Origin of the sequence: Flavonifractor sp. An10 (genome assembly GCF_002161215.1) — a bacterium.
GTDB classification, from domain to species: domain Bacteria; phylum Bacillota; class Clostridia; order Oscillospirales; family Oscillospiraceae; genus Flavonifractor; species Flavonifractor avistercoris.
This window is the reverse complement of sequence record NZ_NFMB01000002.1, coordinates 315,145-339,140: the sequence shown is the minus strand read 5'-3', so window position 1 is coordinate 339,140 and position 23,996 is coordinate 315,145. Positions and strand designations below refer to the sequence as shown.

General features: G+C 66.6%; 28 protein-coding genes and 1 pseudogene. 21 read left to right on the top strand and 8 right to left on the bottom strand.

Annotated features, from left to right (window positions below; all coding sequences use genetic code 11):
• Nucleotides 1-14: 14 nt before the first annotated feature.
• The 3 genes from B5E42_RS04405 to B5E42_RS04395 all read right to left on the bottom strand — a co-directional run bounded on the left by B5E42_RS04405 (nt 15) and on the right by B5E42_RS04395 (nt 2,994).
• On the bottom strand, nt 15-1,238 hold the full coding sequence (locus tag B5E42_RS04405; RefSeq protein ID WP_087237029.1) for an aspartate kinase: 1,224 nt from the start codon (nt 1,236-1,238) through the stop codon (nt 15-17).
• Nucleotides 1,239-1,311: 73 nt separating this feature from the next.
• Nucleotides 1,312-2,523 (bottom strand): homoserine dehydrogenase, encoded by a 1,212-nt coding sequence (locus B5E42_RS04400; protein ID WP_087237027.1) that lies wholly within the window; start codon nt 2,521-2,523, stop codon nt 1,312-1,314.
• A 30-nt stretch (nt 2,524-2,553) separates the two neighbouring features.
• On the bottom strand, nt 2,554-2,994 hold the full coding sequence (locus B5E42_RS04395; protein WP_087237025.1) for an ACT domain-containing protein: 441 nt from the start codon (nt 2,992-2,994) through the stop codon (nt 2,554-2,556).
• Between the two features lie 19 nt (nt 2,995-3,013).
• Between B5E42_RS04395 and B5E42_RS20020 the strand changes: the two are divergent.
• Together B5E42_RS20020 and B5E42_RS19495 are read left to right on the top strand one after the other, a co-directional pair.
• A pseudogene (locus B5E42_RS20020) lies at nt 3,014-3,478 on the top strand (hypothetical protein); the annotation flags it as partial.
• Between the two features lie 280 nt (nt 3,479-3,758).
• Entirely contained in the window at nt 3,759-4,250 is a 492-nt protein-coding gene (locus tag B5E42_RS19495; RefSeq protein WP_242967011.1) for an AI-2E family transporter, read from the top strand.
• 48 nt (nt 4,251-4,298) lie between these two features.
• Here the strand turns inward: B5E42_RS19495 and B5E42_RS19295 are convergent, their stop codons facing one another.
• Nucleotides 4,299-4,472: a hypothetical protein gene (locus B5E42_RS19295; RefSeq protein WP_191379444.1), complete on the bottom strand. Its 174-nt coding sequence runs from the start codon at nt 4,470-4,472 to the stop codon at nt 4,299-4,301.
• Nucleotides 4,473-4,620: 148 nt separating this feature from the next.
• Here B5E42_RS19295 and B5E42_RS04385 point away from each other — a divergent pair, with 148 nt between their 5' ends.
• The 3 genes from B5E42_RS04385 (at nt 4,621) to B5E42_RS04375 (ending at nt 7,325) form a co-directional block, all read left to right on the top strand.
• A complete protein-coding gene (locus tag B5E42_RS04385; RefSeq protein ID WP_087237022.1) occupies nt 4,621-5,304 on the top strand; it encodes a Crp/Fnr family transcriptional regulator in 684 nt (227 codons plus the stop codon).
• A gap of 1 nt (nt 5,305) precedes the next feature.
• Nucleotides 5,306-6,802, top strand: coding sequence for a glycerol kinase GlpK (gene glpK, locus B5E42_RS04380; protein ID WP_087237020.1), 1,497 nt, complete (start codon nt 5,306-5,308; stop codon nt 6,800-6,802).
• An 85-nt stretch (nt 6,803-6,887) separates the two neighbouring features.
• Complete coding sequence (locus B5E42_RS04375; protein WP_087237017.1) at nt 6,888-7,325, top strand: hypothetical protein; 438 nt, start codon at nt 6,888-6,890, stop codon at nt 7,323-7,325.
• Between the two features lie 36 nt (nt 7,326-7,361).
• Here B5E42_RS04375 and B5E42_RS04370 read toward each other — a convergent pair whose 3' ends face one another.
• Complete coding sequence (locus B5E42_RS04370; protein WP_242966978.1) at nt 7,362-8,264, bottom strand: DDE-type integrase/transposase/recombinase; 903 nt, start codon at nt 8,262-8,264, stop codon at nt 7,362-7,364.
• 327 nt (nt 8,265-8,591) lie between these two features.
• Between B5E42_RS04370 and B5E42_RS04365 the strand changes: the two genes are divergently transcribed.
• A complete protein-coding gene (locus tag B5E42_RS04365; protein WP_009259878.1) occupies nt 8,592-8,804 on the top strand; it encodes a cold-shock protein in 213 nt (70 codons plus the stop codon).
• A gap of 140 nt (nt 8,805-8,944) precedes the next feature.
• The gene (locus tag B5E42_RS04360) at nt 8,945-9,181 is read left to right on the top strand and encodes a hypothetical protein (RefSeq protein ID WP_141242457.1); all 237 of its coding nucleotides are present in this window, start codon (nt 8,945-8,947) and stop codon (nt 9,179-9,181) included.
• A gap of 103 nt (nt 9,182-9,284) precedes the next feature.
• On the opposite strand, the gene B5E42_RS04355 is transcribed toward B5E42_RS04360, so the two are convergent.
• Together B5E42_RS04355 and B5E42_RS04350 are read right to left on the bottom strand one after the other, a co-directional pair.
• Nucleotides 9,285-9,944 (bottom strand): hypothetical protein, encoded by a 660-nt coding sequence (locus tag B5E42_RS04355; RefSeq protein ID WP_087237013.1) that lies wholly within the window; start codon nt 9,942-9,944, stop codon nt 9,285-9,287.
• A gap of 41 nt (nt 9,945-9,985) precedes the next feature.
• Entirely contained in the window at nt 9,986-10,786 is an 801-nt protein-coding gene (locus tag B5E42_RS04350; protein ID WP_087237011.1) for a M55 family metallopeptidase, read from the bottom strand.
• A gap of 248 nt (nt 10,787-11,034) precedes the next feature.
• Here B5E42_RS04350 and B5E42_RS04345 point away from each other — a divergent pair, with 248 nt between their 5' ends.
• The 14 genes from B5E42_RS04345 to B5E42_RS04280 all read left to right on the top strand — a co-directional run bounded on the left by B5E42_RS04345 (nt 11,035) and on the right by B5E42_RS04280 (nt 22,716).
• Nucleotides 11,035-11,412, top strand: coding sequence for a metalloregulator ArsR/SmtB family transcription factor (locus tag B5E42_RS04345; protein ID WP_242967027.1), 378 nt, complete (start codon nt 11,035-11,037; stop codon nt 11,410-11,412).
• The gene (locus B5E42_RS04340; RefSeq protein WP_343214175.1) at nt 11,409-12,080 is read left to right on the top strand and encodes a nitroreductase family protein; all 672 of its coding nucleotides are present in this window, start codon (nt 11,409-11,411) and stop codon (nt 12,078-12,080) included. The genes B5E42_RS04345 and B5E42_RS04340 overlap by 4 nt, the downstream gene beginning before the upstream one ends.
• Nucleotides 12,081-12,291: 211 nt before the next feature.
• Nucleotides 12,292-12,522: an acyl carrier protein gene (gene acpP / locus B5E42_RS04335; RefSeq protein WP_087237007.1), complete on the top strand. Its 231-nt coding sequence runs from the start codon at nt 12,292-12,294 to the stop codon at nt 12,520-12,522.
• 56 nt (nt 12,523-12,578) lie between these two features.
• Nucleotides 12,579-13,010, top strand: coding sequence for an acetyl-CoA carboxylase biotin carboxyl carrier protein (gene accB / locus B5E42_RS04330; protein WP_087237005.1), 432 nt, complete (start codon nt 12,579-12,581; stop codon nt 13,008-13,010).
• A 4-nt stretch (nt 13,011-13,014) separates the two neighbouring features.
• Entirely contained in the window at nt 13,015-14,397 is a 1,383-nt protein-coding gene (accC, locus tag B5E42_RS04325; RefSeq protein ID WP_087237003.1) for an acetyl-CoA carboxylase biotin carboxylase subunit, read from the top strand.
• Nucleotides 14,394-15,260: an acetyl-CoA carboxylase, carboxyltransferase subunit beta gene (gene accD / locus B5E42_RS04320; RefSeq protein ID WP_087237000.1), complete on the top strand. Its 867-nt coding sequence runs from the start codon at nt 14,394-14,396 to the stop codon at nt 15,258-15,260. Before accC ends, accD begins: the two co-directional genes overlap by 4 nt.
• Nucleotides 15,250-16,071, top strand: coding sequence for an acetyl-CoA carboxylase carboxyltransferase subunit alpha (locus B5E42_RS04315; RefSeq protein WP_087236998.1), 822 nt, complete (start codon nt 15,250-15,252; stop codon nt 16,069-16,071). Before accD ends, B5E42_RS04315 begins: the two co-directional genes overlap by 11 nt.
• On the top strand, nt 16,068-17,018 hold the full coding sequence (locus tag B5E42_RS04310; protein ID WP_087236996.1) for a beta-ketoacyl-ACP synthase III: 951 nt from the start codon (nt 16,068-16,070) through the stop codon (nt 17,016-17,018). The genes B5E42_RS04315 and B5E42_RS04310 overlap by 4 nt, the downstream gene beginning before the upstream one ends.
• 218 nt (nt 17,019-17,236) lie before the next feature.
• A complete protein-coding gene (locus B5E42_RS04305) occupies nt 17,237-18,163 on the top strand; it encodes a nitronate monooxygenase (RefSeq protein ID WP_087236994.1) in 927 nt (308 codons plus the stop codon).
• The gene (locus B5E42_RS04300) at nt 18,160-19,086 is read left to right on the top strand and encodes an ACP S-malonyltransferase (RefSeq protein ID WP_087236992.1); all 927 of its coding nucleotides are present in this window, start codon (nt 18,160-18,162) and stop codon (nt 19,084-19,086) included. The genes B5E42_RS04305 and B5E42_RS04300 overlap by 4 nt, the downstream gene beginning before the upstream one ends.
• Before the next feature lie 4 nt (nt 19,087-19,090).
• Nucleotides 19,091-19,834 carry a 3-oxoacyl-[acyl-carrier-protein] reductase gene (gene fabG / locus B5E42_RS04295; protein ID WP_087236990.1) on the top strand — a complete coding sequence of 248 codons (744 nt, stop codon included), beginning with the start codon at nt 19,091-19,093 and terminating at the stop codon, nt 19,832-19,834.
• Nucleotides 19,835-20,515: 681 nt separating this feature from the next.
• A complete protein-coding gene (fabF, locus tag B5E42_RS04290) occupies nt 20,516-21,757 on the top strand; it encodes a beta-ketoacyl-ACP synthase II (RefSeq protein WP_087236988.1) in 1,242 nt (413 codons plus the stop codon).
• A 3-nt stretch (nt 21,758-21,760) separates the two neighbouring features.
• Nucleotides 21,761-22,198 carry a 3-hydroxyacyl-ACP dehydratase FabZ gene (gene fabZ / locus B5E42_RS04285; RefSeq protein ID WP_087236986.1) on the top strand — a complete coding sequence of 146 codons (438 nt, stop codon included), beginning with the start codon at nt 21,761-21,763 and terminating at the stop codon, nt 22,196-22,198.
• A 62-nt stretch (nt 22,199-22,260) separates the two neighbouring features.
• Nucleotides 22,261-22,716 carry a MarR family transcriptional regulator gene (locus tag B5E42_RS04280; protein ID WP_087236984.1) on the top strand — a complete coding sequence of 152 codons (456 nt, stop codon included), beginning with the start codon at nt 22,261-22,263 and terminating at the stop codon, nt 22,714-22,716.
• Nucleotides 22,717-22,776: 60 nt separating this feature from the next.
• Here the strand turns inward: B5E42_RS04280 and B5E42_RS04275 are convergent, their stop codons facing one another.
• A complete protein-coding gene (locus B5E42_RS04275) occupies nt 22,777-23,979 on the bottom strand; it encodes a macrolide family glycosyltransferase (protein ID WP_087236982.1) in 1,203 nt (400 codons plus the stop codon).
• Nucleotides 23,980-23,996 lie beyond the last annotated feature (17 nt).

Genomic DNA, 23,996 nt, shown 5'->3' with positions numbered 1-23,996 from the left:
CGCGCTTTTTCGGTTTACTGTACGCCCACCTCGTGGAAGAAGCGGTCGTGGATGACCTGGGCCGCCCGGTCGGCCTCGCTGAGATCCACCAGCACGGAGATCTTGATCTCGCTGGTGGCGATCATGTGGATGTTGATGGCCGCGTTGTACAGGGCCTCGAACATCTTGGCGGCCACGCCGGGGTTGTGGATCATACCCGCGCCCACGATGGACACCTTGGCGATGGCGTCGTTCACGTCCACGTGGTCGAAGCCCAGGGCCTCCTTCCGGGCCTCCAGGGCCTGCTTGGCCCGCTCCATGTCCTGCTTGCCCACGGTGAAGCTGATGTCCTTGGTGTTGTGGCGGCCGATGGACTGGAGAATGATATCCACATTCACGTTCTCCTTGGCCATGAGGGAGAAGATCTTGAAGGCGATGCCGGGCTCGTCGGGCAGGCCCACCACGGCCAGCCGGGCCACGTTCTTGTCGCAGGCAACGCCGCTGACATGCAGTTTTTCCATGGTTTTCGCAACCTCCTTGACTTTGGTGCCGGGCTTGCCGGAAAAGCTGGAGAGCACCTCCAGATTGACGCCGTAGCGCTTGGCCATCTCCACCGAGCGGTTGTGGAGCACCTGGGCCCCCAGGGTGGCCAGCTCCAGCATCTCGTCGTAGGTGATCTCCTCCAGCATCCGCGCCCCCGTCACGTGGCGGGGGTCGGCGGTGTACACGCCGTCCACATCTGTGAAGATCTGGCACAAATCCGCCTGGAGCACCGCGGCCAGGGCCACCGCCGAGGTGTCCGAGCCGCCCCGGCCCAGGGTGGTGATGTCGTCATACTTGTTGATGCCCTGGAAGCCGGTGACGATGACGATGGTGTTCTTGTCCAGCTCGGTGAGCACCCGCTCCACGTCCACCCGCTTGATGCGGGCGTCGCCGTAGGCCGAGTTGGTGCGGAAGCCCGCCTGCCACCCGGTCAGGGAGATCACCGGATAGCCCATGGCCTCGATGGCCATGGCGCACAGGGAGCAGGAGATCTGCTCCCCGGTGGAGAGCAGCATATCCATCTCCCGTCTGGAGGCGTTGGGGTTGATCTCCGCCGCCTTGGCGATGAGATCGTCGGTGGTGTCCCCCTGGGCGGAGAGCACCGCCACCACCTTATGGCCCCGGCGGTAGGTCTCGGTGATGATGCGGGCCACGTTGCGGATGCGGTCGGCGTCCGCAACCGAGCTCCCGCCGAATTTCTGTACAATCAGTCCCATTGGTATATGTACCCCCTACAAAGGAAAAAGTCAGGACAGGCCGGGGCAGGGCGCCCCAGGCCATCCTATGCCCTCAGTCCAGCACCCGGAACACGGACAGGGGCTTCACGCAGGCCAGCTTCCCGTCCAGCTCCGGGCGGGTCATGGGGCCGGTGAGGAGGGCGAACTCGCCCGCCGGGGCGTCCGCCCGCTCCAGCAGCCTGGCCCCGGGCAGGGCGGCCTTCGCCGCCCCGACATCCCCGGAGCCCCGGACGTACCAGGCGGAGGCCAGGCCGTCTGGGGACACGGTGGTGTCCTCGCCGCCCTCGGCCCAGAACACCCGCTTCTTCTCATCCCGGTGCTTGGCCGCGTCGATCACGTCGGCCACCACGGCGGAGGCGGTGGGCAGCTTGCCCGCACCCCGGCCGTAGAACATCACGTCGCCGATGGCGTTGCCCTTCACGGCGATGGCGTTGAACACGTCCTCCACCCCGGCCAGGGGGTTCTCCACGTCCACCAGGTGGGGGGACACATAGGCGCACACCCTGCCGTCGGCCTGCCGGATGGCCCGGCCCAGCAGCTTGAGCTTCTTCCCGCAGGACTCCGCCCACGCCACGTCGGACAGGGTGACACCGGTGATGCCCTCGGCGGGCACCTGACGGGGATAGATGTGCCGCCCGAAGGCCAGGGAGGCCAGAATGCAGATCTTGCGGCAGGCGTCGTGTCCCTCGATGTCGGCGGTGGGATCCTGCTCGGCATAGCCGTTGGCCTGGGCCTCCTTCAGCGCCGCGTCAAAGCTCAGCCCGCCCCGGATCATCCGGGTGAGGATATAGTTGGTGGTGCCGTTGAGGATGCCGGTGATCTCCTCGATCTCATTGGCCGCCAGGCACTGGTTCAGGGGGCGCAGGATGGGAATGCCGCCGCCCACGCTGGCCTCGAACAGGTAGCTGACCCCCTGCTCCGCCGCCAGAGCCAGCAGCTCACAGCCGTGCTCCGCCACCAGCTCCTTGTTGGAGGTGACCACGCTCTTGCCCGCCCGCAGCGCCCGGCGGGTGAAGTCCAGGGCCGCCTTCGCCCCGCCGATGGTCTCCACCACGATGGACACCTCGGGGTCGTTCTCGATCACCGAGAAGTCGTGAACCACCTTGTCGGCAAAGGGGCTGTCGGGAAAGTCCCGCACGTCCAGGATGTATTTCAGGCGGATCAGATCGTCCACCTTCTGATCAATATGGGGGCCGTTGGTTGCCAGCACCTCGGCCACGCCGGAGCCCACCACGCCAAAGCCCAGAATTGCCACGTTCACCATACTCTGTCTCTCCTCCTCACATCCGGGCACTCAGCCCGCCAGAATCTCACAGCGCAGCACGCCCTCCATCCGCAGGGCCCGCTCCATCAGCTCCTCCACCGGCAGGGACAGGCCGGAGGTCTCCGCCCCCACCGTCACCGCCGCGCAGCCGTTGGCCGGGATGGACTGGTTGATGGTGAGAATATTTCCGCCTGTCTGGGCAAAGATATTCAGGACGGCGGACAATACCCCCGGTTCGTCCTTCAGCAGGAACTGAAAGGTGACGATCCGCCCGTGGAGCATGTCGTTGAAGGGCCGCACCGCGTCCTTGTACTTGTAAAAGGCGCTGCGGCTGATGCCCACCTGCTGGGCCGCCTGGTGGACGGTCTCGGCCTCACCGGTCTCCAGGAGCCGCTTGGCCTCCGCCACCTTCAGGAAAATCTCGGGCAGCGCGCCGGCCTCCACAATAAAATAGCTCGGCGTTTTTCCCATACTATGCACCTCCCGCTTTATGTGTCCACAGCGGAAGGCCATTTGTTTTCCGCTTGTGGTCTATTGTAGCACATCCACCCGCCCCGCCGCAAGGGCCAACCTCCGCCAATCCCGCCGATTTCTTCCAGATCTGTCCGCGCTTTTTTGTGGAATCCTACATATTATCGGGGAAGGAGGCGTCTTTTTGCCGGAAAACAGGCACCTGCGCTTCCTCCTCCGCCTCCTCTACGCCGCCCTGGCCCTGGCCGGGCTGTGGCTGTGCGTCCGCTTCCTGCTGCCCTGGCTGCTCCCCTTTCTGCTGGCCTGGGGACTGGCCGCCCTGCTGGAGCCCGCCGTGGGCCTTCTCATGCGGCGGCTCCGCCTGCCCCGGTGGGGGGCCGCCGCCCTGTGCACCGCCGCGCTGGCCGCCGCCCTGCTGGGCCTGCTGGCCCTGGCCCTGTGGCGGGCCTGGTATGAGCTGACCCGGCTGGTGGCCCGCCTGCCCGTGCTGCTCTCCGGGCTTCCCGCCCTGGCGGAGGAGTTGGAGGGGTGGGCCTACCGCTTCCTGGTGGCCCTGCCCCTCCCCCTCCAGGACGCCGCCCGGGAGGGGCTGGAGAACCTGGCCCGCCAGGCCGCCCTGCCCGGCCGGCTCTCCAGGCCCTGGCGGAGGGGCCGCCGGCCTGGCCGCCGCCCTCCTCCGCCGCCCTCTTTCTCTTTACCACCCTCCTGGCCGCCTATTTTACCAGGCGCAGGCCGCCCTCCTGCGCGCCTCCCTCCGGCGGCTGATGCCCGGCACCTGGCAGGAGCGGCTGGGCCGGGTGTCCGGCGGCCTGAAAACGGCCTTCGGCGGCTGGCTCAGGGCCCAGGGGCTGCTGATGCTGCTCACCTTCGGGGAGCTGGCTCTGGGCTTTTTCCTTCTGCGGGTGGAGCCCGCCCTGCTGCTGGCCGGGCTCACCGCCCTGGTGGACGCCCTGCCCGTCTTTGGGGTGGGGACGGTGCTGCTCCCCTGGGGAGCCATCGCCCTGCTGCTGGGAGATGTCCGGCTTGGCCTGGGGCTGCTGCTCCTCTACGGAGTTGTCACCCTGGTGCGCAGCCTGCTGGAGCCCAGGCTGGTGGGGAAACGGGTGGGGCTGCCGCCCCTGGCCGCCCTGGCCTGCATGTATGTGGGCTTCCGGGCCTTCGGGGTGGCCGGCATGGTGCTCGCCCCCCTGGCCGGGGTGCTGGCCCGGCAGCTGTGGGCCTCCGGCGTGCTGCGCGGGCTCTTCTCCCGGCTGTAAACAGGGGCCGCCGGCATACGCCGGCGGCCCCTCTGTGTCGCTCCGGTTTCACTTGTAGAGCATCAGCACAATGCCCGCGATGATCAGCACCACGCCGCCCACCTTGGTTCCCATTTTGGAGCGCATCCGGCGGAATACCTTCCGGAGCATGTCCAGGGGGATGAGCAGGAACAGGACGCCTACAATAATCAGCAATACCCCCACGGAGAACAGGCCACCCATTTCTTCACCGCCATTCTGTGTGTACTGCTCTGATTGTACCAGCTTCCCCGCCATTTTGCAAGCCGGGCCGCCATTTCATCTTGCCTTTTTCCCGGGGGTCTGATAGGATCAGAGCAGAAAAGGTTGCTGCTGCAACGGGGAGGATACGATGCAGGCCTATCTGGGTGCGCTGCGCCGGGCGGCGCTGTTTCGCGGCATGGAGGATGAACAGATTCTGGCGGCGGTGGACTGCCTGGGCGGTCAGCTGCGGCGCTACCAAAAGGGGGCCGCGGTGCTGCGCGCCGGTGAGCCCGCCACCCATCTGGGGGTGGTGCTCACCGGTCAGGTGCAGGTGAGCCGGGCCAGGGCCGACGGCCAGCGGGTGGTCATGGGCAGCATGGGGCCCGGCGGCCTGTTTGCCGAGTCCTATGCCTGCGCCCGGGCGGAGAGCCTGCCGGTGACCGTCACGGCGGAGGCCGAGGCGGCGGTGCTTCTGCTGGACTGCCGGCGCATCTCCTCCCCCTGCTCCGCCGCCTGCGGCTGCCACGCCAGGCTGATTGCCAACCTGCTGGCCGTGCTGGCGGAGAAGAACCTCCATCTGGCGGGCAAGCTGAACCACCTGTCCGGCCGCACCATCCGGGAGCGGCTGCTGGCCTATCTGGAGGAGCTGTCCGACCGGACGGGGCGGCGCACCGTCACCGTCCCCTTTGACCGGCAGGCCCTGGCCGACTACCTGTGCGTGGATCGCAGCGCCCTGTCCCGCACCATCGGCGCCCTCCAGCGGGAGGGTGTGCTCACCGCAGACCGGGCCCGCTTCACCCTTCACAACATCTCTCCATCAGGAGGCGCTTAATATGGGCAAGTACATCCTGGCCCTGGATCAGGGCACCACCAGCTCCCGGGCCATTCTCTTCGACCGGGAACAGAACATTCTGGGCGTGGCCCAGAAGGAGCTGACCCAGTACTACCCCCGGGAGGGCTGGGTGGAGCAGGACGCCATGGAGATCTGGTCTACCCAGTACGGCGTGATGATGGAGGCCATCGCCCGGTCGGGGGTGGAGCCGCCGGAGATTGCCGCCATCGGCATCACCAACCAGCGGGAGACCACCATCCTGTGGGACAGGGCCACCGGCCGGCCCCTGCACAACGCCATTGTGTGGCAGTGCCGCCGCACGGCGGAGCTGGTGGATCAGCTCCGCTCCGACGGGCTGGAGGAGCACATCCGGGCCGTCACCGGCCTGCTCCCCGACGCCTACTTCTCCGCCACCAAGCTCAAGTGGCTGCTGGATCACGTGGAGGGGGCGCGGGAGAAGGCGGCGCGTGGGGAGGTGCTCTTCGGCACGGTGGACAGCTGGCTGGTGTGGAAGCTCACCGGCGGGGCGGTTCACGTCACCGATGTGACCAACGCCTCCCGCACCATGCTCTTCGATATCCACAGGCTGGACTGGGACGACACCCTGCTGGAGGCTTTGGACATCCCCCGCTCCGTGCTGCCGGAGGTGCGCTCCTCCAGCGAGATCTACGGCTATACCGACATACAGGGGGTACGCATCCCCATCGCGGGCATGGCCGGCGACCAGCAGGCCGCCCTCTTCGGCCAGGGCTGCTTCTCCCCCGGGGACGCCAAGAACACCTACGGCACCGGCTGCTTCCTGCTGATGAACACCGGGGATACCCCCTGTGAGAGCAGGAACGGCCTGCTGACCACCATTGCCGTGGGCCTCAACGGCAAGGTGGAGTACGCCCTGGAGGGCTCGGTGTTCGTGGGGGGCGCGGTGATCCAGTGGCTGCGGGACGAGCTGCGCTTTTTCCCCGACAGCCGGGACGCGGAGTACTACGCCCGGAAGGCGCCCGACAACGGGGGCGTGTACCTGGTGCCCGCCTTCACGGGGCTGGGGGCGCCCTACTGGGACATGTACGCCCGGGGCATGCTCATCGGCCTCACCCGGGGCACCCGGCGGGAGCACATCACCCGGGCGGCCCAGGAGTCCATCGCCTACCAGGTGGCAGACCTGGCCCGGGCCATGGAGGCGGACACCGGGGTGCCCCTCACCAGCCTGAAGGCCGACGGGGGCGCCAGCCGGGACGGCTTCCTCATGCAGTTCCAGGCGGATATCCTGGGCCGGGCGGTGCTGCGTCCCGCCATCCGGGAGACCACCGCCCTGGGGGCGGCCTATCTGGCCGGCCTGGCCGCCGGCGTGTGGGAGAGCCGGGAGGAGCTCTCCCGCCTGTGGCGGTGCGACACCACCTTCTCCCCCGCCATGGACGCCCGGCACCGGGAGCGCCTGCTGGCGGACTGGCACCGGGCCGTGGAGCGCTGCCGGGGATGGGCCCGCGAAAATCCGACATAACTTCCTGGATTTCCCTGTCCTTCTCCCTTGCCATTTTCTGTGGGAAAGGGTACAATAGGGGAGACAAGACGGGAGGCATCCAACCATGCGCAACATCGACTCCTATTCCTACCAGTGCGGCGTCATCGACTGCTTCAACGAAATGGTGTACGCCGGCGTCAAATCTCTGGCCCTCAGCCACCCCATGGACAGCGCGGAGGAGCGGGACGCCCTGCTCCCCTATGCCCGGGAGCTGTGCCAGCGGTACGGAAACCAGCTCTACATAGAGGACGAGCCCCTGCTCTCCGACCTGTTCCCCCTGTCCCTGAACCGGGGCAAGCACAACATCCTGTTCTACCGGGCCGGCCATGTGCTGGAGGAGTACCTGCGCCTGAAGGAGCGCAAGGCGGCCCTGGTGGCGGAGGGGGCCTACTTCGGCGGCAACCGCAGCCAGGTGGCCTGGGAGTACGGGCGGCTGCTGTCCTATCCCGCCGAGTCCATCCGCCGCCTGATCGCGGAGAACACCGACCGGGAGCAGGTATAGCCCTCTGCCGCAGATTCCTGCGCTTTTGTAGGTTTGTCAAACATATTGGACAGTGAATTCGTTCGGAGAAAGCCAACTAAGCGGTCTCATGGGGAAGTTGTTGGAGCGGCGGTTGTGGACAGCGAGCTGTCTGGCGAAGTCATCCAGGGAGTAAAAACTGTGGCAGGAATAGAAGCGTTTCTGGTCCTCACGGTGGCTGCGCTCCACCTTGCCGTTGTGGCGAGGCGTATAAGGCCGGATGAGCTTGTGGCGGATACCCAGTTGGGCGGCGGCGGACTCAAACAGAGTAGGGAGATCCCGCTTGCTGTTGGAGAAACGATTGGTAAATTCAAAGCCATTATCCGTCTGGACACATTCCACGCGGATTCCCCGGCGGGCGTACCATTTGGACAGCTTTTTCAGAAAGTCAGCGGAGGAAAAGGTGGACTGCTCCGGGTAGGCGGCCAGGAAGCGCAGGCGGGTGAACTCATCAATGGCGGTGTACTGAAACAGGCGGAGTTCCGAGTCGGTGATGCAGCGGCGGGGGACCACCTTCACATCTACCTGAACCCGCTGGCCGGGATAGGTCATCTGCTGGTAGGGCTTTGGCTTGTAGGCCGTTTTCTTCTCTTTAGGTGAGAACAGCCCCAGCTTTCTCATCACCCGGAACAGGCTCTCTGGGCGGCGGGTGTAGCCTCGCTGCCGCAGCCGGTGCCACAACTCCACCATACCCAGATTCGGATTGCGGCGGCGCATATCCCGGATCAGTTTTAGTTCTGCTTCTGTGTGCTGGTTTGGATGGCTGTGGGGCCGCCGGGACTGGCAAACCAGGGATTCTGCTCTGCCGTCCCAGCGTTTCTTCCAAAAGTAGATATACGACCGGCTTTTGTTATACTTCCGGCTTGCCCGGCTGACGCCGTATTTCTCCGCGTACTTCATCAGGGATTGCCGATATGCCATGTCCTGTGTTATACTCTTGCTCATGAAGGATATGGCCCCCTCTCGTCAAGTTGTTGTCTGCAACTCCAACTTTAACCGATGAGGCCTTATCCTTCATCCTTTTTTATTCTTCTGTCCAATATGTATTGTACTCCTACACCCTCTGCCGCAGATTCCTGCGCTTTCCTCTTGACGCAATCTGGAATTGGTGGTATAGTATATCAAGTAGTCTAAATGCACGGCCTGAACTCACATGTTTGTAGTCATCGTCGCTTCTTCAGACGAACAACAGGCATGTGGGTTTTTTCTATGTCATTTAGATCAAAATCTTTTCAGGAGGTACCATTCATGTATCACGGTACTGTCAAGTGGTTCAACGAGACCAAGGGCTTCGGCTTCATCTCCAACGACGAGGGCGGCGACGACGTGTTCGTCCACTTCTCCGCCATCGTGTGCGACGGCTTCAAGACCCTGCAGGAGGGCCAGAAGGTCACCTATGATGTGGAGCCCGATCCCAAGAACGCCGACAAGCTGCGCGCGGTCAACGTGGTCGCCGCCTAACATAGGACGGTCAGATGTACCCACCGCCGCCGAACCTCTGGTTCGGCGGCTTTTTTGTCCACGCACCCGCCGGCCCCCTGCGGCGTATACTGCTGATGCGGCGGGTTTCCCCCGCCGACATCTGTATGGGGGAATATCTCATGTCTTATTGTCAGTGGCAGAACTGCTGCTGCCGCCGCTGCTGCTGCGGAAACGGCTCCACCGCCGGAAACGGCGGGATTTCCACCCTGCCCTCCTTCCCCGAGCTGCCCGTCTTTCCCGGCGGAGGCTCCGCCGTCAACACCCGCTGGCCGGTGTATGTCTCCTACCCCGCCTTCCTGTGGGATACCGCAGAGGACGGGGATGGGAGCGGCTCCTGCGGCTGCTGCCGGAACTGACCGCCCCTGCCGCCCCAGCCGGGGCGGCTACTTACGACAACACCCCCCACACAACAGACGTGCCGCCCGGTTTGCCGGGCGGCACGTTCTGTTTTCACATATGCTATTGGAGAATCCACTGCTGGCCGTCGGGCATCTCCCACAGGGTGCCCGGAATCACCTCCAGCACCTCCCCGGCGGGGTACCGCCGCACCACCACCTCCTCCCGGTAATCGGAGCCGTCCGGCTCCTCAAACCACCGGCTGAAATACAGCCGGCCGTCCTCCCCCCGGCCCAGGAAGGCGCCGCTGTCCTCCAGGGGGAACTCCGACCTGTCCGGCCAGAGGAGTTGGAACTTCCCGTCGTTCCCCTGCCGGGTCAGCAGGAGGGGGGAGCCGAACAGCAGCAGATTGTAGCAGTCCGGTACCTGGTCCAGGGGGATGGCGGCCAGGAGGTCCGTCTGCCCGGTCCCGTCATCGTACCGGTGGATTTCAATCCGCCCCCCGGGAAAGTCCGCCAGCAGGATGTACAGCCTTCCCCCATCGAAGCAGGGCCGGCCGAAGTACCGCCCCTCCCTCCCCGCGATGGGCTCCACCACCCGGCCCTCCGGGTAGCGGACAAACACCAGGCGGTTGCCGCGGACGGGGTGTCCCCCGCGAAACAGCTCCTCCGCCTCGTACAGATCCCCGGAGGCAAAGTCGCTGCCCCAGTACCACGCCGGGCTGCGGCTTCCGGGCACCGGCGCGATGCAGTGGATGCCGTGCAGGTCGAGCTTTTTGAACATGAATCGTCTCCCTGTCTTTAGAATATTAGCCTTTGAAGCCGTCAAATGGCGAACAGGAGGAAGCGGTTGACCTCGTACCAGTCATCCGCCTCGTAGGCCAGGGTCACGGCGTCCACCCGCTCCGCCCCGGGGTAGAAGCCCTTGGTGTAGGCGTCCCGGTGGCTCTTGTAGGTCAGCTCCACCCGGAAGTGCTCGGGCAGGGTGATGCGGGCGGCGGCCAGATCCTGCCGGAGCGCCCGCTCCGCCCCCTCCCGGATCAGCCGGTGGGCCAGCGCGGGGCTCAGCCCCTGGGAGCGGCCCCCCACGTCGTCCTTCACCGGCACGGTGACCAGGGACGGGTGGAGGGTCTTTCCCACCTCGCACAGGGCCCGGTCTCCGGCCAGAAACACGCTGGGCACCCCGTACCAGGCGGCCATCCAGCTGTAGATCAGGAATTCCGAGCCGGGCCGGCCGTTGACGGTGATGCGGTGCACCACCCCGCCGTTGATGGTGTGGCTGAGGGAGTTGCCCTCCTCCGCCGCGGCGTTGTGGTAGCCCACAAAGAGGGCCGCGTCAAAGCTCTCGTCCAGGCCCTCCACCATCATCTCCGGAGCGTGGCTCCAGCTGCGGATGAGCTGGACATACTCGGGCAGCTCCTCGGGCAGGATGTTGAGCCCCGGCCCGTGGGCGTCCTTCACCACCACCAGGTCGGCCCCGGCGGCCCGGGCCCCCTCGGCGGCGGCCACCACCTCCGCCGTCATCTCCCGGCGGCTGTGCTCGTACTCAAACTCCCCCGGGCGGCACCCCTCCCGGGTGGCGGTGATGGCGGTGCCCTCGATGTCCGCGCTGATGAATACCTTCATGGCTATGCGCCTCCTTTGCCCCCCTATCCTACCACGTTTCCCGCCGGGACACAACAGCCTGTCTCCCCGCACCGGCGGAGGCTCCGGTGAAACTCCGTCTCTATTTTCTTTACCAATCAACCGCCGGGCCCAATTTTATGCTACAATAATGTCCGCTGAATAAACCGCTTTGCGGCTTTGCTCCGTACACATTCCAGCAGCAGACGGACTGGAGCCCGCGCCGGCCGGAGGTGAGTGATTTGGAAAACATGCAACAGGAACTGACACGCCTGCAATCGGAGTTCCGGGACTGCCAGAAGCTGCTCAACGCCCTGGGGAACGAGACGCGGCAGTACCTTCTGTATGTTCTGCTGGACGGCCCCTGCGGGGGCCGCCGGGTGATTGAGCTGGCCCGCCGCACCCATCTGTCCAGGCCCTCCATCTCCCACCACATACAGATCCTAAAGGAGGCCGGGGTCGTGCGCTCCAGAAAAGAGGGAACCTGTATCTACTACTATCTGGATCCCCAGGATGGTGAGATCGAAAAGGTCATCCGCCTGTTCTCCCATATCCGGCGCGTCATGAGAGCCGCGCCGGACAGGAGTGAAACGGACGAGCTGCAGCAGCACGGGAGGCATCTGAAATGATGGAGCTATGGGAAGCAATGGAGCGGCGCCACTCTGTGCGCGCGTATGAGGATAAGGCGCTCCCGCCGGAGGTACGGGAGGAGTTGTCGGTCTTTATAGACCAGTGCAACCGGGAGAGCGGCCTGCACATGCAGCCGGTGTGGGACGAGCCCCGGGGCTTCGGCGGCATGATGGCCCGCTATGGGAAATTCTCCGGTGTGAAGAACTATATCGCCCTGGTGGGCCCCAAGGGCCCCAAGCTGGATGAGCTGTGCGGCTACTACGGCGAAAAGGTGGTGCTGCGGGCCCAGCAGATGGGCCTGAACACCTGCTGGGTGGCCATGACCTACAGCAAGATCAAGACGGCCTTTGCGGTGGGCCCCGGCGAGGCCCTCCGGCTGGTCATCGCCATCGGTTACGGCCAGACCCAGGGCGTGAGCCACAGGAGCAAGGCGCCGGAGGAGGTGGCCCAGGCCGACGGGCCCATGCCGGAGTGGTTCCGGCATGGCGTGCAGGCCGCGCTGCTGGCCCCCACAGCCATGAACCAGCAGAAGTTCCGCTTCACCCTCCGGGGGGACGCCGTGTCAGCCGGGGCCGGGCTGGGCTTTTACAGCAAAATTGACCTGGGCATTGCGAAATATCACTTTGAGCTGGGGGCCGGAGCGGAGCAATTCCACTGGGCGCCCTGAGCGGAGGGGCGGCGTTTCCACCTTTCGCGGGGTGTTCCCTGCCTCTTTTTGCCCACACGCCCCGGCGGCCCGGCGGAATTTTTGGCGCAATCCACTATTTTGCAAAGTTCCATCTTGACAAATCCAAATCTCCTGTTAAAATATCCCTCAGTTATTTTACTTAAAAATTTTTAAGTAAAATGTCTGAACTATTTTTGAAGGAGAATCTATCATGGATTTTGAGAAGGTTAAAGAGATCATCGTGGAGACCCTGAGCTGCGACGCCGACAAGGTGACCCCCGAGGCCCGTCTGGCCGAGGATCTAGAGGCCGATTCCCTGGCCGCCGTGGAGCTGTCCATGGCCCTGGAGGAGGAGTTCGGTGTCACCATCGCTGACGAGGAGCTGCCCAACATGAAGACCGTGGGCGATCTGGTCAAGTATCTGGAAGATCACGCTGAGTAATTTGAGGAACCGGGGCATCGGCTTTTGCCGATGCCTTTTTTCCGAAAGGAGCCGCTATGAGCAACCAAGAGATTTTCGAGCTGATGGCCCGGTTTGACGCCAGCGCCGCCACCAGCTTCAAGCTGACCACCAAGGACTTCTCCCTGGAGCTGGGCAAGGGCGGCGGGGCCGCCGCCCCGGTTTACGCCGCCCCCGCGGCCCAGGCCGCCGCGCCTGCCGCCGCCCCCGCCCCGGCGGCGGAGCCCGAGGGCCTGTTCATCACCGCCCCCCTGGTGGGCACCTTCTACGCCGCCTCCGCCCCCGACGCCGCTCCCTATGTGCAGGTGGGCGACCACGTAAAGAAGGGGCAGACCGTGTGCCTGATGGAGGCCATGAAGATGATGAACGAGGTGCAGGCCCCCTGCGACTGCGTCATCGAGGCCGTGCTCCAGCAGGACGGAGCCCTGGTGTCCTTCGGGGAGCCGCTGATCCGCTACCGGGAAGGGTGAGCCCATGTTCAAGCGTATTCTGATTGCCAACCGGGGCGAGATCGCCGTGCGGGTCTTCCGCGCCTGCCGGGAGATGGATATCGAGCCCGTGGTGGTCTACTCCCAGGCCGACGCCGACGCCCTCCACGTCCAGCTGGCGGAGCGGGCCTACTGCATCGGCCCCGCCCGCTCGGCGGACAGCTATCTGAACGTGGACGCCATTCTCACCGTGGCCCAGGCCACCGGCTGCGACGCCATCCACCCCGGCTACGGCTTTTTGAGCGAGAACGCCGAGTTCGCCGACGCCTGTGAGGCCGCCGGCATCACCTTCATCGGCCCCTCCGGCGACGTGATCCGCGCCATGGGCAACAAGGCCGCCGCCCGGAAGCTCATGCAGCAGGCGGGGGTGCCGGTGGTGCCCGGCTCCGACGGGGCGGTGGACACCGCCGAGCAGGCCAAGGCCCTGGCCGATTCCATCGGCTACCCGGTGCTCATCAAGGCCTCCGCCGGCGGCGGCGGCCGGGGCATGCGCCGGGTGTACGACCCGGAGCAGCTCATCCCCCTCTTCGAGGAGGCCCGCAGCGAGTCGGTGGCCTGCTTCGGCAGCGGGGAGATGTACCTGGAGAAGCTGATTGTCAACCCCCGCCACATCGAGTTCCAGATCATGGCCGACGGCCAGGGGAATGTGATCCAGCTGGGCGACCGGGACTGCTCCATCCAGCGGCGCAACCAGAAGCTGCTGGAGGAGTCCCCCTCCAAGGCCCTCACCCCCGCCCTGCGGGAGCAGATGGGCCAGGCCGCCGTGGCCGCCGCCAGGGCCGCCCACTACGTCAACGCCGGCACCATCGAGTTCGTGCTGGATCAGGAGGGCCACTTCTACTTTATTGAGATGAACACCCGCATCCAGGTGGAGCACCCGGTCACCGAGCTGGTCACCGGAATGGATCTGGTGCGGGAGCAGATCCGCATCGCCGCCGGGCTGCCCCTCTCCGTCACCCAGGAGGAGGTGGCCTTCCGGGGCCACGCCATCGAGTGCCGCATCAACGCCGAGGATCCGGCCAAGGGCTTTCAGCCCTCCCCGGGGAGGATCGACTTCCTCCACCTGCCCGGCGGGTACGGCGTGCGGGTGGACACCGGCCTCTACAACGGCTACGAGCTGCCCCCCTACTATGACTCCCTCATGGCCAAGCTGATTGTCTACGCCCCCACCCGGCTGGAGGCCATCCGCCGGATGCGCCGGGCGCTGGAGGAGCTGATCATCGAGGGGCCGGCCAACAACATCGACCTGCTCCACCAGATTCTCCACCACCCCGACTTCGTGCGGGGCAACTACTCCACCGGATTCCTGGAGGCCAACATGGACACCCTCCTGGCCTGGAGCGGCAGCGGGGAGGTGCGTGAGGCATGAGCAGCGTATTCGCCCAGCGGCGGCAGAAGCTGCTGTCCCTGAAGGCCCTGCGGGGCTCCTCCCCCGCACCGGCCCAGACCGAGGAGACCTGCCCGGCCTGCTCCAGGGCGGTGCCCCGGCGGGAGCTGGTGGCCAACCGCTATGTATGCCCCCTGTGCGGCCATCACTATCCCGTGGGCGCCTACTACCGGCTGAGCCTGATCCTGGACAAGGGCACCTTCCGGGAGCTGGACGCCGGCCTGGCCTCCAACGACCCCCTGGATTTCCCCGGCTATGAGGCCAAGCTGGATCAGGCCCGCCGCCGCACCGGCATGAACGAGGGCGTGGTCACCGCCACCGGCCGCATGGGCGGCCAGCGGGTGGCCGTGGGCGCCATCGACAGCCGCTTCTTCATGGGCAGCATGTCCGCCGCCCTGGGGGAGAAGGTCACCCGGCTGGTGGAGTTCGCCGACAAGTACAGGCTGCCCCTGATCCTCTTCTCCGCCAGCGGCGGGGCCCGGATGCAGGAGGGCATCCTCTCCCTGATGCAGATGGCCAAGACCTCCGCCGCCCTGGAGCGGTTCTCCCAGAGGGGCGGGCTGTATATCTCGGTCTTTACCCACCCCACCACCGGCGGCGTCACCGCCAGCTTCGCCAGCCTGGGGGACATCATCCTGTCCGAGCCGGGGGCCCTCATCGGCTTCGCCGGCCCCCGGGTGATCGAGCAGACCATCGGCGAGAAGCTGCCCGAGGGCTTCCAGACCGCCGAGTACCTGCTGGAGCACGGCTTCCTGGACGCCATCGTCCCCCGGCCCCAGCTGCGCACCACCCTCTTGCAGATTCTGAAGCTCCACGGAAAGGGGGGCGACGAGCATGGCAAATGAGCTGACGGCCGCCCAGCGGGTGGCCCTGGCCCGCCACCCGGAGCGCCCCGGCACGGCGGAGTTCATCGAGCACCTGTTCACCGACTTCTTCGAGCAGCGGGGCGACCGCCTGTGCGCCGAGGACGGCAGCATCCTGGGCGGCATCGCCCTGTTCCACGGCAAGCCGGTGACCGTCATCGGCCACCGGAAGGGCCGCTCCCTGGAGCAGAACCTGGCCTTCCACTTCGGCATGCCCTCCCCCGAGGGCTACCGCAAGGCCCAGCGGCTCATGCTCCAGGCCGAGAAGTTCCACCGCCCCATCATCACCTTCATCGACACCCCCGGAGCCTACCCCGGCCTGGAGGCCGAGGCCAGGGGCCAGGGGGACGCCATCGCCCACACCCTGGCCCTGTCCAGCAGCCTCACCGTGCCGGTGATCTCCGTGGTCACCGGAGAGGGGGGCAGCGGCGGCGCCCTGGCCTTGGGCGTGGGCAACCGGGTGCTCATGCTGGAGAACGCGGTGTACTCCGTCCTCTCCCCCGAGGGCTTCGCCGCCATCCTGTGGAAGGACTCCTCCCGCAGCGAGGAGGCCTGCGAGGTGATGAAGCTCACCGCCGCCGACCTGCTGGAGCTGGAGGTGGTCGACAAGGTGATCCCCGAGCCCGCGGGCGGGGCCCACACCGACCCAGAGACTCTGTACAAGACCCTGGACACCGTCCTGGCGCGGGAGCTCAACTCCCTGAGCAAGCTCAGCGGCGCGGCCCTGGCCGCCGGGCGGTATAAGAAATTCCGGGCCATGGGCGCCAAGGCCCTGAGAAAGGAGCGCACATGAGCGGAATCAAACTCCTGGGCACCGGCTCCGCCGTGCCGAGCAAGGTGGTCACCAACGACGATCTTGCCAAAATCGTGGACACCAACGACGAGTGGATCTCCACCCGCACCGGCATCCGCTCCCGCCGCTACTGCGCGGAGGGAGAGAGCCATACCTCCCTCTGCCTGGCCGCCGCCCGGCAGGCCCTGGAGCGCTCTGGCGTGAAGCCGGAGGAGGTTGGGGTGTGCATCGTGGCCACCCTCACCCCCGACTACCTGACCCCCGCCGCCGCCTGCCTGCTCCAGAGGGAGCTGGGCCTGTCGGAGGACACGGTGTGCTTTGATCTGAACGCCGCCTGCTCCGGCTTTGTCTATGCCCTCCACACCGCCGAGTGCCTCCTGGCCGCCGCGCCCCGGAAGTACGGTCTGGTGCTGGGGGCCGAGGTGCTCAGCCGGATCACCGACTTCTCCGACCGGGGCACCTGCGTGCTCTTCGGCGACGGCGTAGGCGCCGCCGTGGTGGAGTGGCGGGCCGGCTACCCATCCCTCCACGCCGTGCTGGGCTGCCGGGGCAACGACGAGGTGCTCTACGCCCCCGGCGTCCACTCCGACCGCCCCTCCTACATCCACATGGACGGCCAGCCCGTGTTCCGCTTCGCGGTGGAGGCCGTGCCCCGCTGTGCCAGGGAGGTGCTCTCCAAGGCCGGCCTGGGGCTGGAGGATGTGGATCGGTTCGTCTTCCACCAGGCCAACCAGCGCATCATCGACTTTGCCGTCAAAAAGCTGGGCATCGACCCGGCCAAGTGCACCGGCAACATCGAGCACACCGGCAACACCTCCGCCGCCAGCGTCCCCCTGCTGCTGGACGAGTTGATCACCGGCGGGGAGCTGCGCTCCGGCCAGCGGGCCCTGTGCGTGGGCTTCGGCGGCGGCCTGACCTGGGCGGGGGCGCTGCTGGAACTGGCGTAGCTTCCAACAAGCGGCAGAGCCGCTTGTTGGAGGGAGATGCAGCCCCCCGCGCGCAAGTTTTATCCGGCGAAGCCGGATAAAACTCACACTTGCGGGCTGAGAAGTGTTTTCGTCCACGCGCATGTCGCGGCCGAAAACGGATTTCATTTTATTTCCCCGCCTGCGGGCGGGGAAACTCTGCGAGGCTTTCTCGTGGAGTCATTTCATAAGGAGTATCTATGAAATTAAACGAGCTTCTGGGGATTGAGTTCCCCATTATCCAGGGCGGCATGGCCAACATCGCCACCGGCAAGTTCGCCGCCGCCGTGTCCAACGCCGGCGCCCTGGGCCTGGTGGCCGGCGGCGGCCTGGACGCCGAGGCCCTGCGGGCCGAGATCCGGGACGCCAAGGCCGCCACCGACAAGCCCTTCGGCGTCAACCTGATGCTGATGAACCCCCACATCGACGAGCTGGCCAAGGTGGTGGTGGAGGAGGGCGTGCAGGTGGTCACCACCGGCGCCGGCAACCCGGGCAAGTACGTCCCCGCCTGGAAAGAGGCGGGCATCAAGGTGTTCCCCGTGGTGGCCGCCCCCGTGCTGGCCAAGCGGCTGGAGCGCTACGGCATTGACGGCGTGATCGCCGAGGGCACCGAGAGCGGCGGCCATGTGGGCGAGATGACCACCATGGCCCTGGTGCCCCAGGTGGCGGACGCGGTGAGCGTCCCCGTCATCGCCGCCGGCGGCATCGCCGACGGCCGTCAGTTGTGCGCCGCCTTTGCCCTGGGGGCCTGCGGCGTGCAGGTGGGCACCGTCCTGCTGGCCAGTGAGGAGTGCCCCATTCACGACAACTACAAGGGGGCCGTCCTCAAGGCGGGGGCCAACGACACCGTGGTCACCGGCCGCTCCGGCGGCGCCCCCGTCCGGGTGCTGAAGAACAAGATGGCCCGGGAGTACCTGCGCATGGAGAAGCAGAATCTGCCCCTGGAGGAGATGGAGAAGCTGACTCTGGGCTCCCTCCGCCGGGCGGTGTTCGACGGCGACGTGGACACCGGCAGCTTCATGGCCGGCCAGGTGGCCGGCATGGTTCACGCCATCAGGCCCCTGCGGCAGATCTTTGAGGAGCTGATGGCCGGCTACGAGCAGGTGCGGAAGGAGCTGAGCGAATGAGCCTGGCATTTCTGTACGCCGGTCAGGGCACCCAGCACCCCGGCATGGGGGCCGACCTCTATGAGGCCTACCCCGCCTTCCGGGCCGTGGTGGACTCCGCCGACGTGGACTTTGATCTGAAAACCACCATGTTCTCCGACCCCAACGGGGTGCTGAACCAGACCGAGTACACCCAGCCCTGCATGGTGGCCTTCGCCGCCGGCATGACCGCCATCCTGGCCGAAAAGGGCATCACCCCGGCCTACGCCGCGGGCCTGTCCCTGGGCGAGTACTCCGCCCTCCAGTGCGCCGGGGTGTTCACCGCCGGGCAGGCTGTCTCCCTGGCCGCCTTCCGGGGCCGGGCCATGGCCTCTGCCGCCGCCGGCCGCCCCTGCGGCATGACCGCCGTGCTGGGCCTGGATCGGGAGAAGCTGCAGCAGGCGTGCCGGCAGGCCGCCGACGCGGGCGTGGTGGAGATCGCCAACTACAACTGCCCCGGCCAGCTGGTCATCGGCGGCGAGCAGGCCGCTGTGGACAAGGCCGCCGGGATCGCCAAGGAGCTGGGCGCCAGGCGGTGCATGCCCCTGAAGGTCAGCGGGCCCTTCCACACCTCCCTCCTCTCCCCCGCCGGCGACGCCCTGCGGGAGAAGTTTAAGGAGATTACCTTCGGGGAGATGCGCATCCCCGTGCTGTTCAACTGCCTGGGCCGTGAGATGGGCCCCGGCGACACCATCCCCGCCCTGCTGGAGAAGCAGGTGCAGTCCTCCGTCTACATGGAGGACACCATCCGCCGCCTGGCCGAGCTGGGCGTGGACACCATCGTGGAGATCGGCCCGGGCAAGGCCCTCAGCGGCTTTGTGAAAAAGACCGCCCCCGCCATCAAGACCTATGCCGTGGAGACCTGCGCCGACGTGGACGCCCTCTCCGCCGCGCTGAAAGGATAACGCTATGAGCTTTACTGGAAAGACCGCCGTGGTCACCGGCGGAAGCCGGGGCATCGGCAGGGCCATCTGCCTGGAGCTGGCCCGCCGGGGCGCCAACGTGGTGTTCTCCTACGCGGGCAACACCGCCGCCGCGGAGGAGACTTTGAAGGAGCTGGAGGCCCTGGGCGTGCAGGCCCGGGCCGTCCAGGGCAGCGTGGCCGACCCCGCCGCCGTCAAGGCCCTGATCGACACCGTCGTCAAGGAGCTGGGGGGCCTGCACATCCTGGTCAACAACGCGGGCATCACCCGTGACAACCTGGCCATGATGCTCAAGGAGGAGGACTTCGACGCGGTCATTGAGACCAACCTGAAGGGCACCTTCCTGTGCATGAAGGCCGCCGCCCGGCCCATGATGAAGGCCAAGTACGGCCGCATCATCAACCTCAGCTCCGTGGTGGCCCTGCGGGGCAACCCGGGCCAGATCAACTACTGCGCCAGCAAGGCGGGCGTCATCGGCATGACCAAGTCCCTGGCCAAGGAGCTGGGCGGGCGGGGCATCACCGTCAACGCGGTGGCCCCCGGCTATATCGCCACCGATATGACCGCCGCCCTGCCGGAGGCCGCCCGGGAGGCCATGCTGTCCGCCATCCCGGCGGGCCGCCCCGGCACCCCGGAGGACGTGGCCGCCGCCGTGGCCTTCCTGGCCTCCGACGAGGCCGCCTATATCACCGGCCAGGTGCTTTCTGTGGACGGAGGAATGGGGATGTAGGGAGAAGTGCGGAGCGCCCGGGAGCAGGGCAACAGCGAGCCGCGCAGACGAAAAAGCAGTCGCGCCACAGGCGCGAGGTGTTTTTCGCGGAGCGGTGAGCAGTTGCCCGTCGCGGAGGGCGCGAAGCATGACACCTGGAAGCGGCGAGCCGTCGGGAGCAGCCCGGATGGACCGGAGCGAGGGCGAGCGCAGGGCCGCAGGGCGGCCCGCAGACCAGCCCGAGACGGAGGGAAGCCGGGCGTCGCGAGCAGGCAAGCCGTGACAGCGAGAAGCGGCGAGCCGTCGGGAGCAGCCCGGATGGATCGGAGCGAGGGCGAGCGCAGGGCCGCAGGGCGGCCCGCAGACCAGCCCGAGACGGAGGGAAGCCGGGCGTCGCGAGCAGGCAAGCCGTGACAGCGAGAAGCGGCGAGCCGTCGGGAGCAGCCCGGATGGATCGGAGCGAGGGCGAGCGCAGGGCCGCAGGGCGGCCCGCAGACCAGCCCGAGACGGAGGGAAGCCGGGCGTCGCGAGCAGGCAAGCCGTGACAGCGAGAAGCGGCGAGCCGTCGGGCGTGTGTCCCCGCGGCATTGAACCGCACCCGGCGGCCATATATGGCCGCCCTACAAACGGATACAATCTTGGTTTCTTGTAGGGCCGCCATACATGGCGGCCGCCGCTCGACAAGGAGGAGCAACAAGTAATATGGAAAAACGCAGAGTGCTGATAACCGGCCTGGGGGCCATCACCCCCCTGGGCCACAACGCTGACGATACCTGGCAGGCCGTCAAAGACGGGGTATGCGGCATCGGCCCCATCACCCACTACGACTGCTCCGCCCAGAAGGTGCATCTGGCCGCCGAGGTGAAGGACTGGGATCCCACCACCGTGCTGGACAAGAAGGACGTGCGCCACATGAGCCGCTACATCCAGCTGGCCATGACCGCCGCCAAGGAGTGCCTGGCCGACAGCGGCCTGAACCGTGAGCAGGAGGATCTCACCCGCTGCGGCGTCATCGTGTCCAGCGGCGTGGGCGGCATCGAGATGGCCGAGAGCGAGACCCTGCGCTGCTCGGAGAAGGGCTACGACCGGGCCTCTCCCTTCTATATCCCCACCACCATCGCCAACATGGGCGCGGGCTATATCGCCATCCTCTCCGGCTTCCAGGGCATGTGCACCTGCCCGGTGACCGCCTGCGCCGGCGGCTCCAACGCGGTGGGCGACGCCTTCCGCCACATCCGGGACGGCTACGCCGAGGTCATGCTCTGCGGCGGCGCCGAGGCGGCGGTGACCCCCCTGTCCATGGGCGGCTTCACCACCATGCGGGCCCTCCACGTGGGGGACGATCCCAACCGGGCGTCCATCCCCTTCGACGCCGAGCGCAACGGCTTCGTCATGGGCGAGGGCGCCGGCATCCTGATGCTGGAGGAGTACGAGCACGCCATGGCCCGGGGAGCCAAGGTGTACGCCGAGGTGGTGGGCTACGGCGCCACCTGCGACGCCTACCACATCACCGCCCCCGCCCCCAACGGGGAGGGCGGCGCCCGGGCCATGGCCCAGGCCCTGTCCGATGCGGGGGTGTCTCCGGAGCAGGTGGGCTACATCAACGCCCACGGCACCTCCACCCCCCTCAACGACTCCGGCGAGACCGCGGCCATCAAGACCGTGTTCGGCGAGCATGCCCACCGCCTGGCCGTCAGCTCCACCAAGTCCATGACCGGCCACATGCTGGGGGCCGCCGGCGCGGTGGAGGCCATTTTCACCGCCCTGGGCCTGCGGGACGGCTTCCTGCCCGCCACCATCAACTACCAGGTGCCCGACCCGGCCTGCGACCTGGATTACATCCCCAACCAGGGCCGGGAGCAGCAGGTGGAATACGCCCTGTCCAACTCCCTGGGCTTCGGCGGCCACAACGCCTGCGTGCTGTTTAAGAAGTGGGAGGGCTGAGAGATGCTGCAGCTGAATTCCAATCAGATCGCGGAGATCATCCCCCACCGCTACCCCTTCGCCCTGGTGGATCGCATCGTGGACGGCGAGGTGGGCAAGTGGGCCAAGGGGATCAAGTGCGTCACCGTCAACGAGCCCTTTTTCCAGGGCCACTTCCCTCAGTACCACGTGATGCCCGGCGTGCTCATCCTGGAGGCCCTGGCCCAGGTGGGCGCCGTGGCCATGCTGTCCATGCCGGAGAACAAGGGGAAGATCGGCCTGTTCGGCGGCATCAAGAACGCCCGCTTCCGCAAGCAGGTCACCCCCGGCGACGTGCTGGAGCTGGAGTGCACCATCATCAAGCAGAAGGGCCCGGTGGCGGTGGCCGAGGCCAAGGCCACCGTGGACGGCAAGGCCGCCGTCACGGCGGAGCTCACCTTCGCCCTGGCCCCCAACGCCTGAACCCTTGCCCCTCCGCAATGAGGAAGAGAGAACCCCTATCACTTTGGACGCGGAGGCCCAGTATGCTGGAAGAGAAATTTGAAATCGTGTATACCAAATTCAAGCTGCACTTCTACCAGGAGATCTTCGCCCGCTTTCAGAACCGGGAGGCCAGCCTGACCACTGTGGAGACCTTCGCCATGGAGACCATCCAGGCCCTGGGCTCCCCCACCGTCAACGAGTTCGCCTCCTTCATGAAGATCTCCCCGCCCAATGCGGCCTACAAGATCAACAGTCTCATCCGAAAGGGCTATATCCAGAAGATCCAGTCGGAGCACGACAAGCGGGAGTACCACCTCCAGGTTACCCAGAAGTACAAGGACTACTACAACATCAGCAACGACTATGTCCATATGGTAACCGAGCGCATCCGGGAGCGCTTCTCCCCCGAGGAGTGCGCCAAGCTGGAGGAGATGCTGGCCATCGTGGATCAGGAGCTGATGCCCGAGGTGGATCTGGGCCAGGCGGAGACAACCTGAACGTCAAAAAAGAGATGCGGATTTTCATCCGCATCTCTTTTTTGCTGTCCCGAGACGCCGTCATGGGAGCTGCGGGCGGGCCACGCCGCTCCGCCGGGCGATCACGCCCTCGATGTGCTCCGCCGCCCGCAGGGCCCCTCCGGCGGCCCGGAAGCCGGCGGCCAGGGGCTCTATGGCCCGGCAGTAGTCCGCCCGGCGGGACAGCACCTCCTCCACCGCGGCCCGGATGGCCGCCGGGCCTGAGCGCTTCAGCAGGAGCCCCGCCCCCAGCTCCGCGGCCCGGCGGGCCACCATGCGCTCCTCCGACTGCTGGGGGGAGAGCACCATGGGCACCCCCTGCCAGATGCTCTCGCTGACGCTGTTCATGCCGCAGTGGGTCACAAACAGGTGGGTGGCCTGGAGCACCCGGAGCTGATCCACCCGGGCCTCCGCCCGCACGTTGGGGGGCAGGGCCCCCAGCGAGGCCGCGCGCTCCCCGCTCCCCACCGACATCAGCACGTCCCAGGGGCCGCCCCCCAGGGCCTCCGCGCAGTTCCGGTAAAAGCGGGCGTTCCGGTTCATCACTGTGCCCAGGGACACATAGATGAGGGGCCGGTTCCCCCGCTCCGCCGGGGCGGGGAGCTCCGGCAGGACGGGCCCCACAAAGGCCACCCGCTCCCCAAATCGCTCCCCGCCGGGCTGGAAGGCCCGGGAGGTATAGACAATGGTGTCGGTGGAGCTGTCGTTCTGGATCAGATCCGTCAGCTTTTCCGCCCGGTAGCCGTGGGCCCGCAGCAGGGCCATCTTTTTCCCGATCCTGGGCACACCCGCCAGGGTGCGGAGCAGCTCCCCGGGGCGGGGGCGCATCCCCCTGGCGGTCACCTGGTCAAAGGCAAAGGTGGTGGTGGAGCACACCAGAGGGATCCCCAGCCGTTCGGCGTACAGCTTGCCCCAGATGCACAGGGAGTCGGCCACGATGCAGTGGGGCCGGAACGCCGCCAGCTCCCCCAGCACCTGCTCCTCCATGGCCGCCGTCACATCCACCACCATGCCGATCAGGCTGGCGAAGTCCCGGCCGATGCGCCGCTCCACGTCCCGGGGCGCCGGGGGCAGATAGGAATCACAGGGCACAAACTCCGCTCCCGCGCCCTCCAGCCTTCCCCGGAATTCCTCAAAGGAGTAGTAGCGCACCCGGTGGCCCCGTGCCGCCAGGGTGCGCACCACCTCCACCGTGGGGTTGGTGTGGCCGTGGGCTGGGATGGAGAAAAAGGCGATCCGGCTCATGGTATCTCCTCCATAGT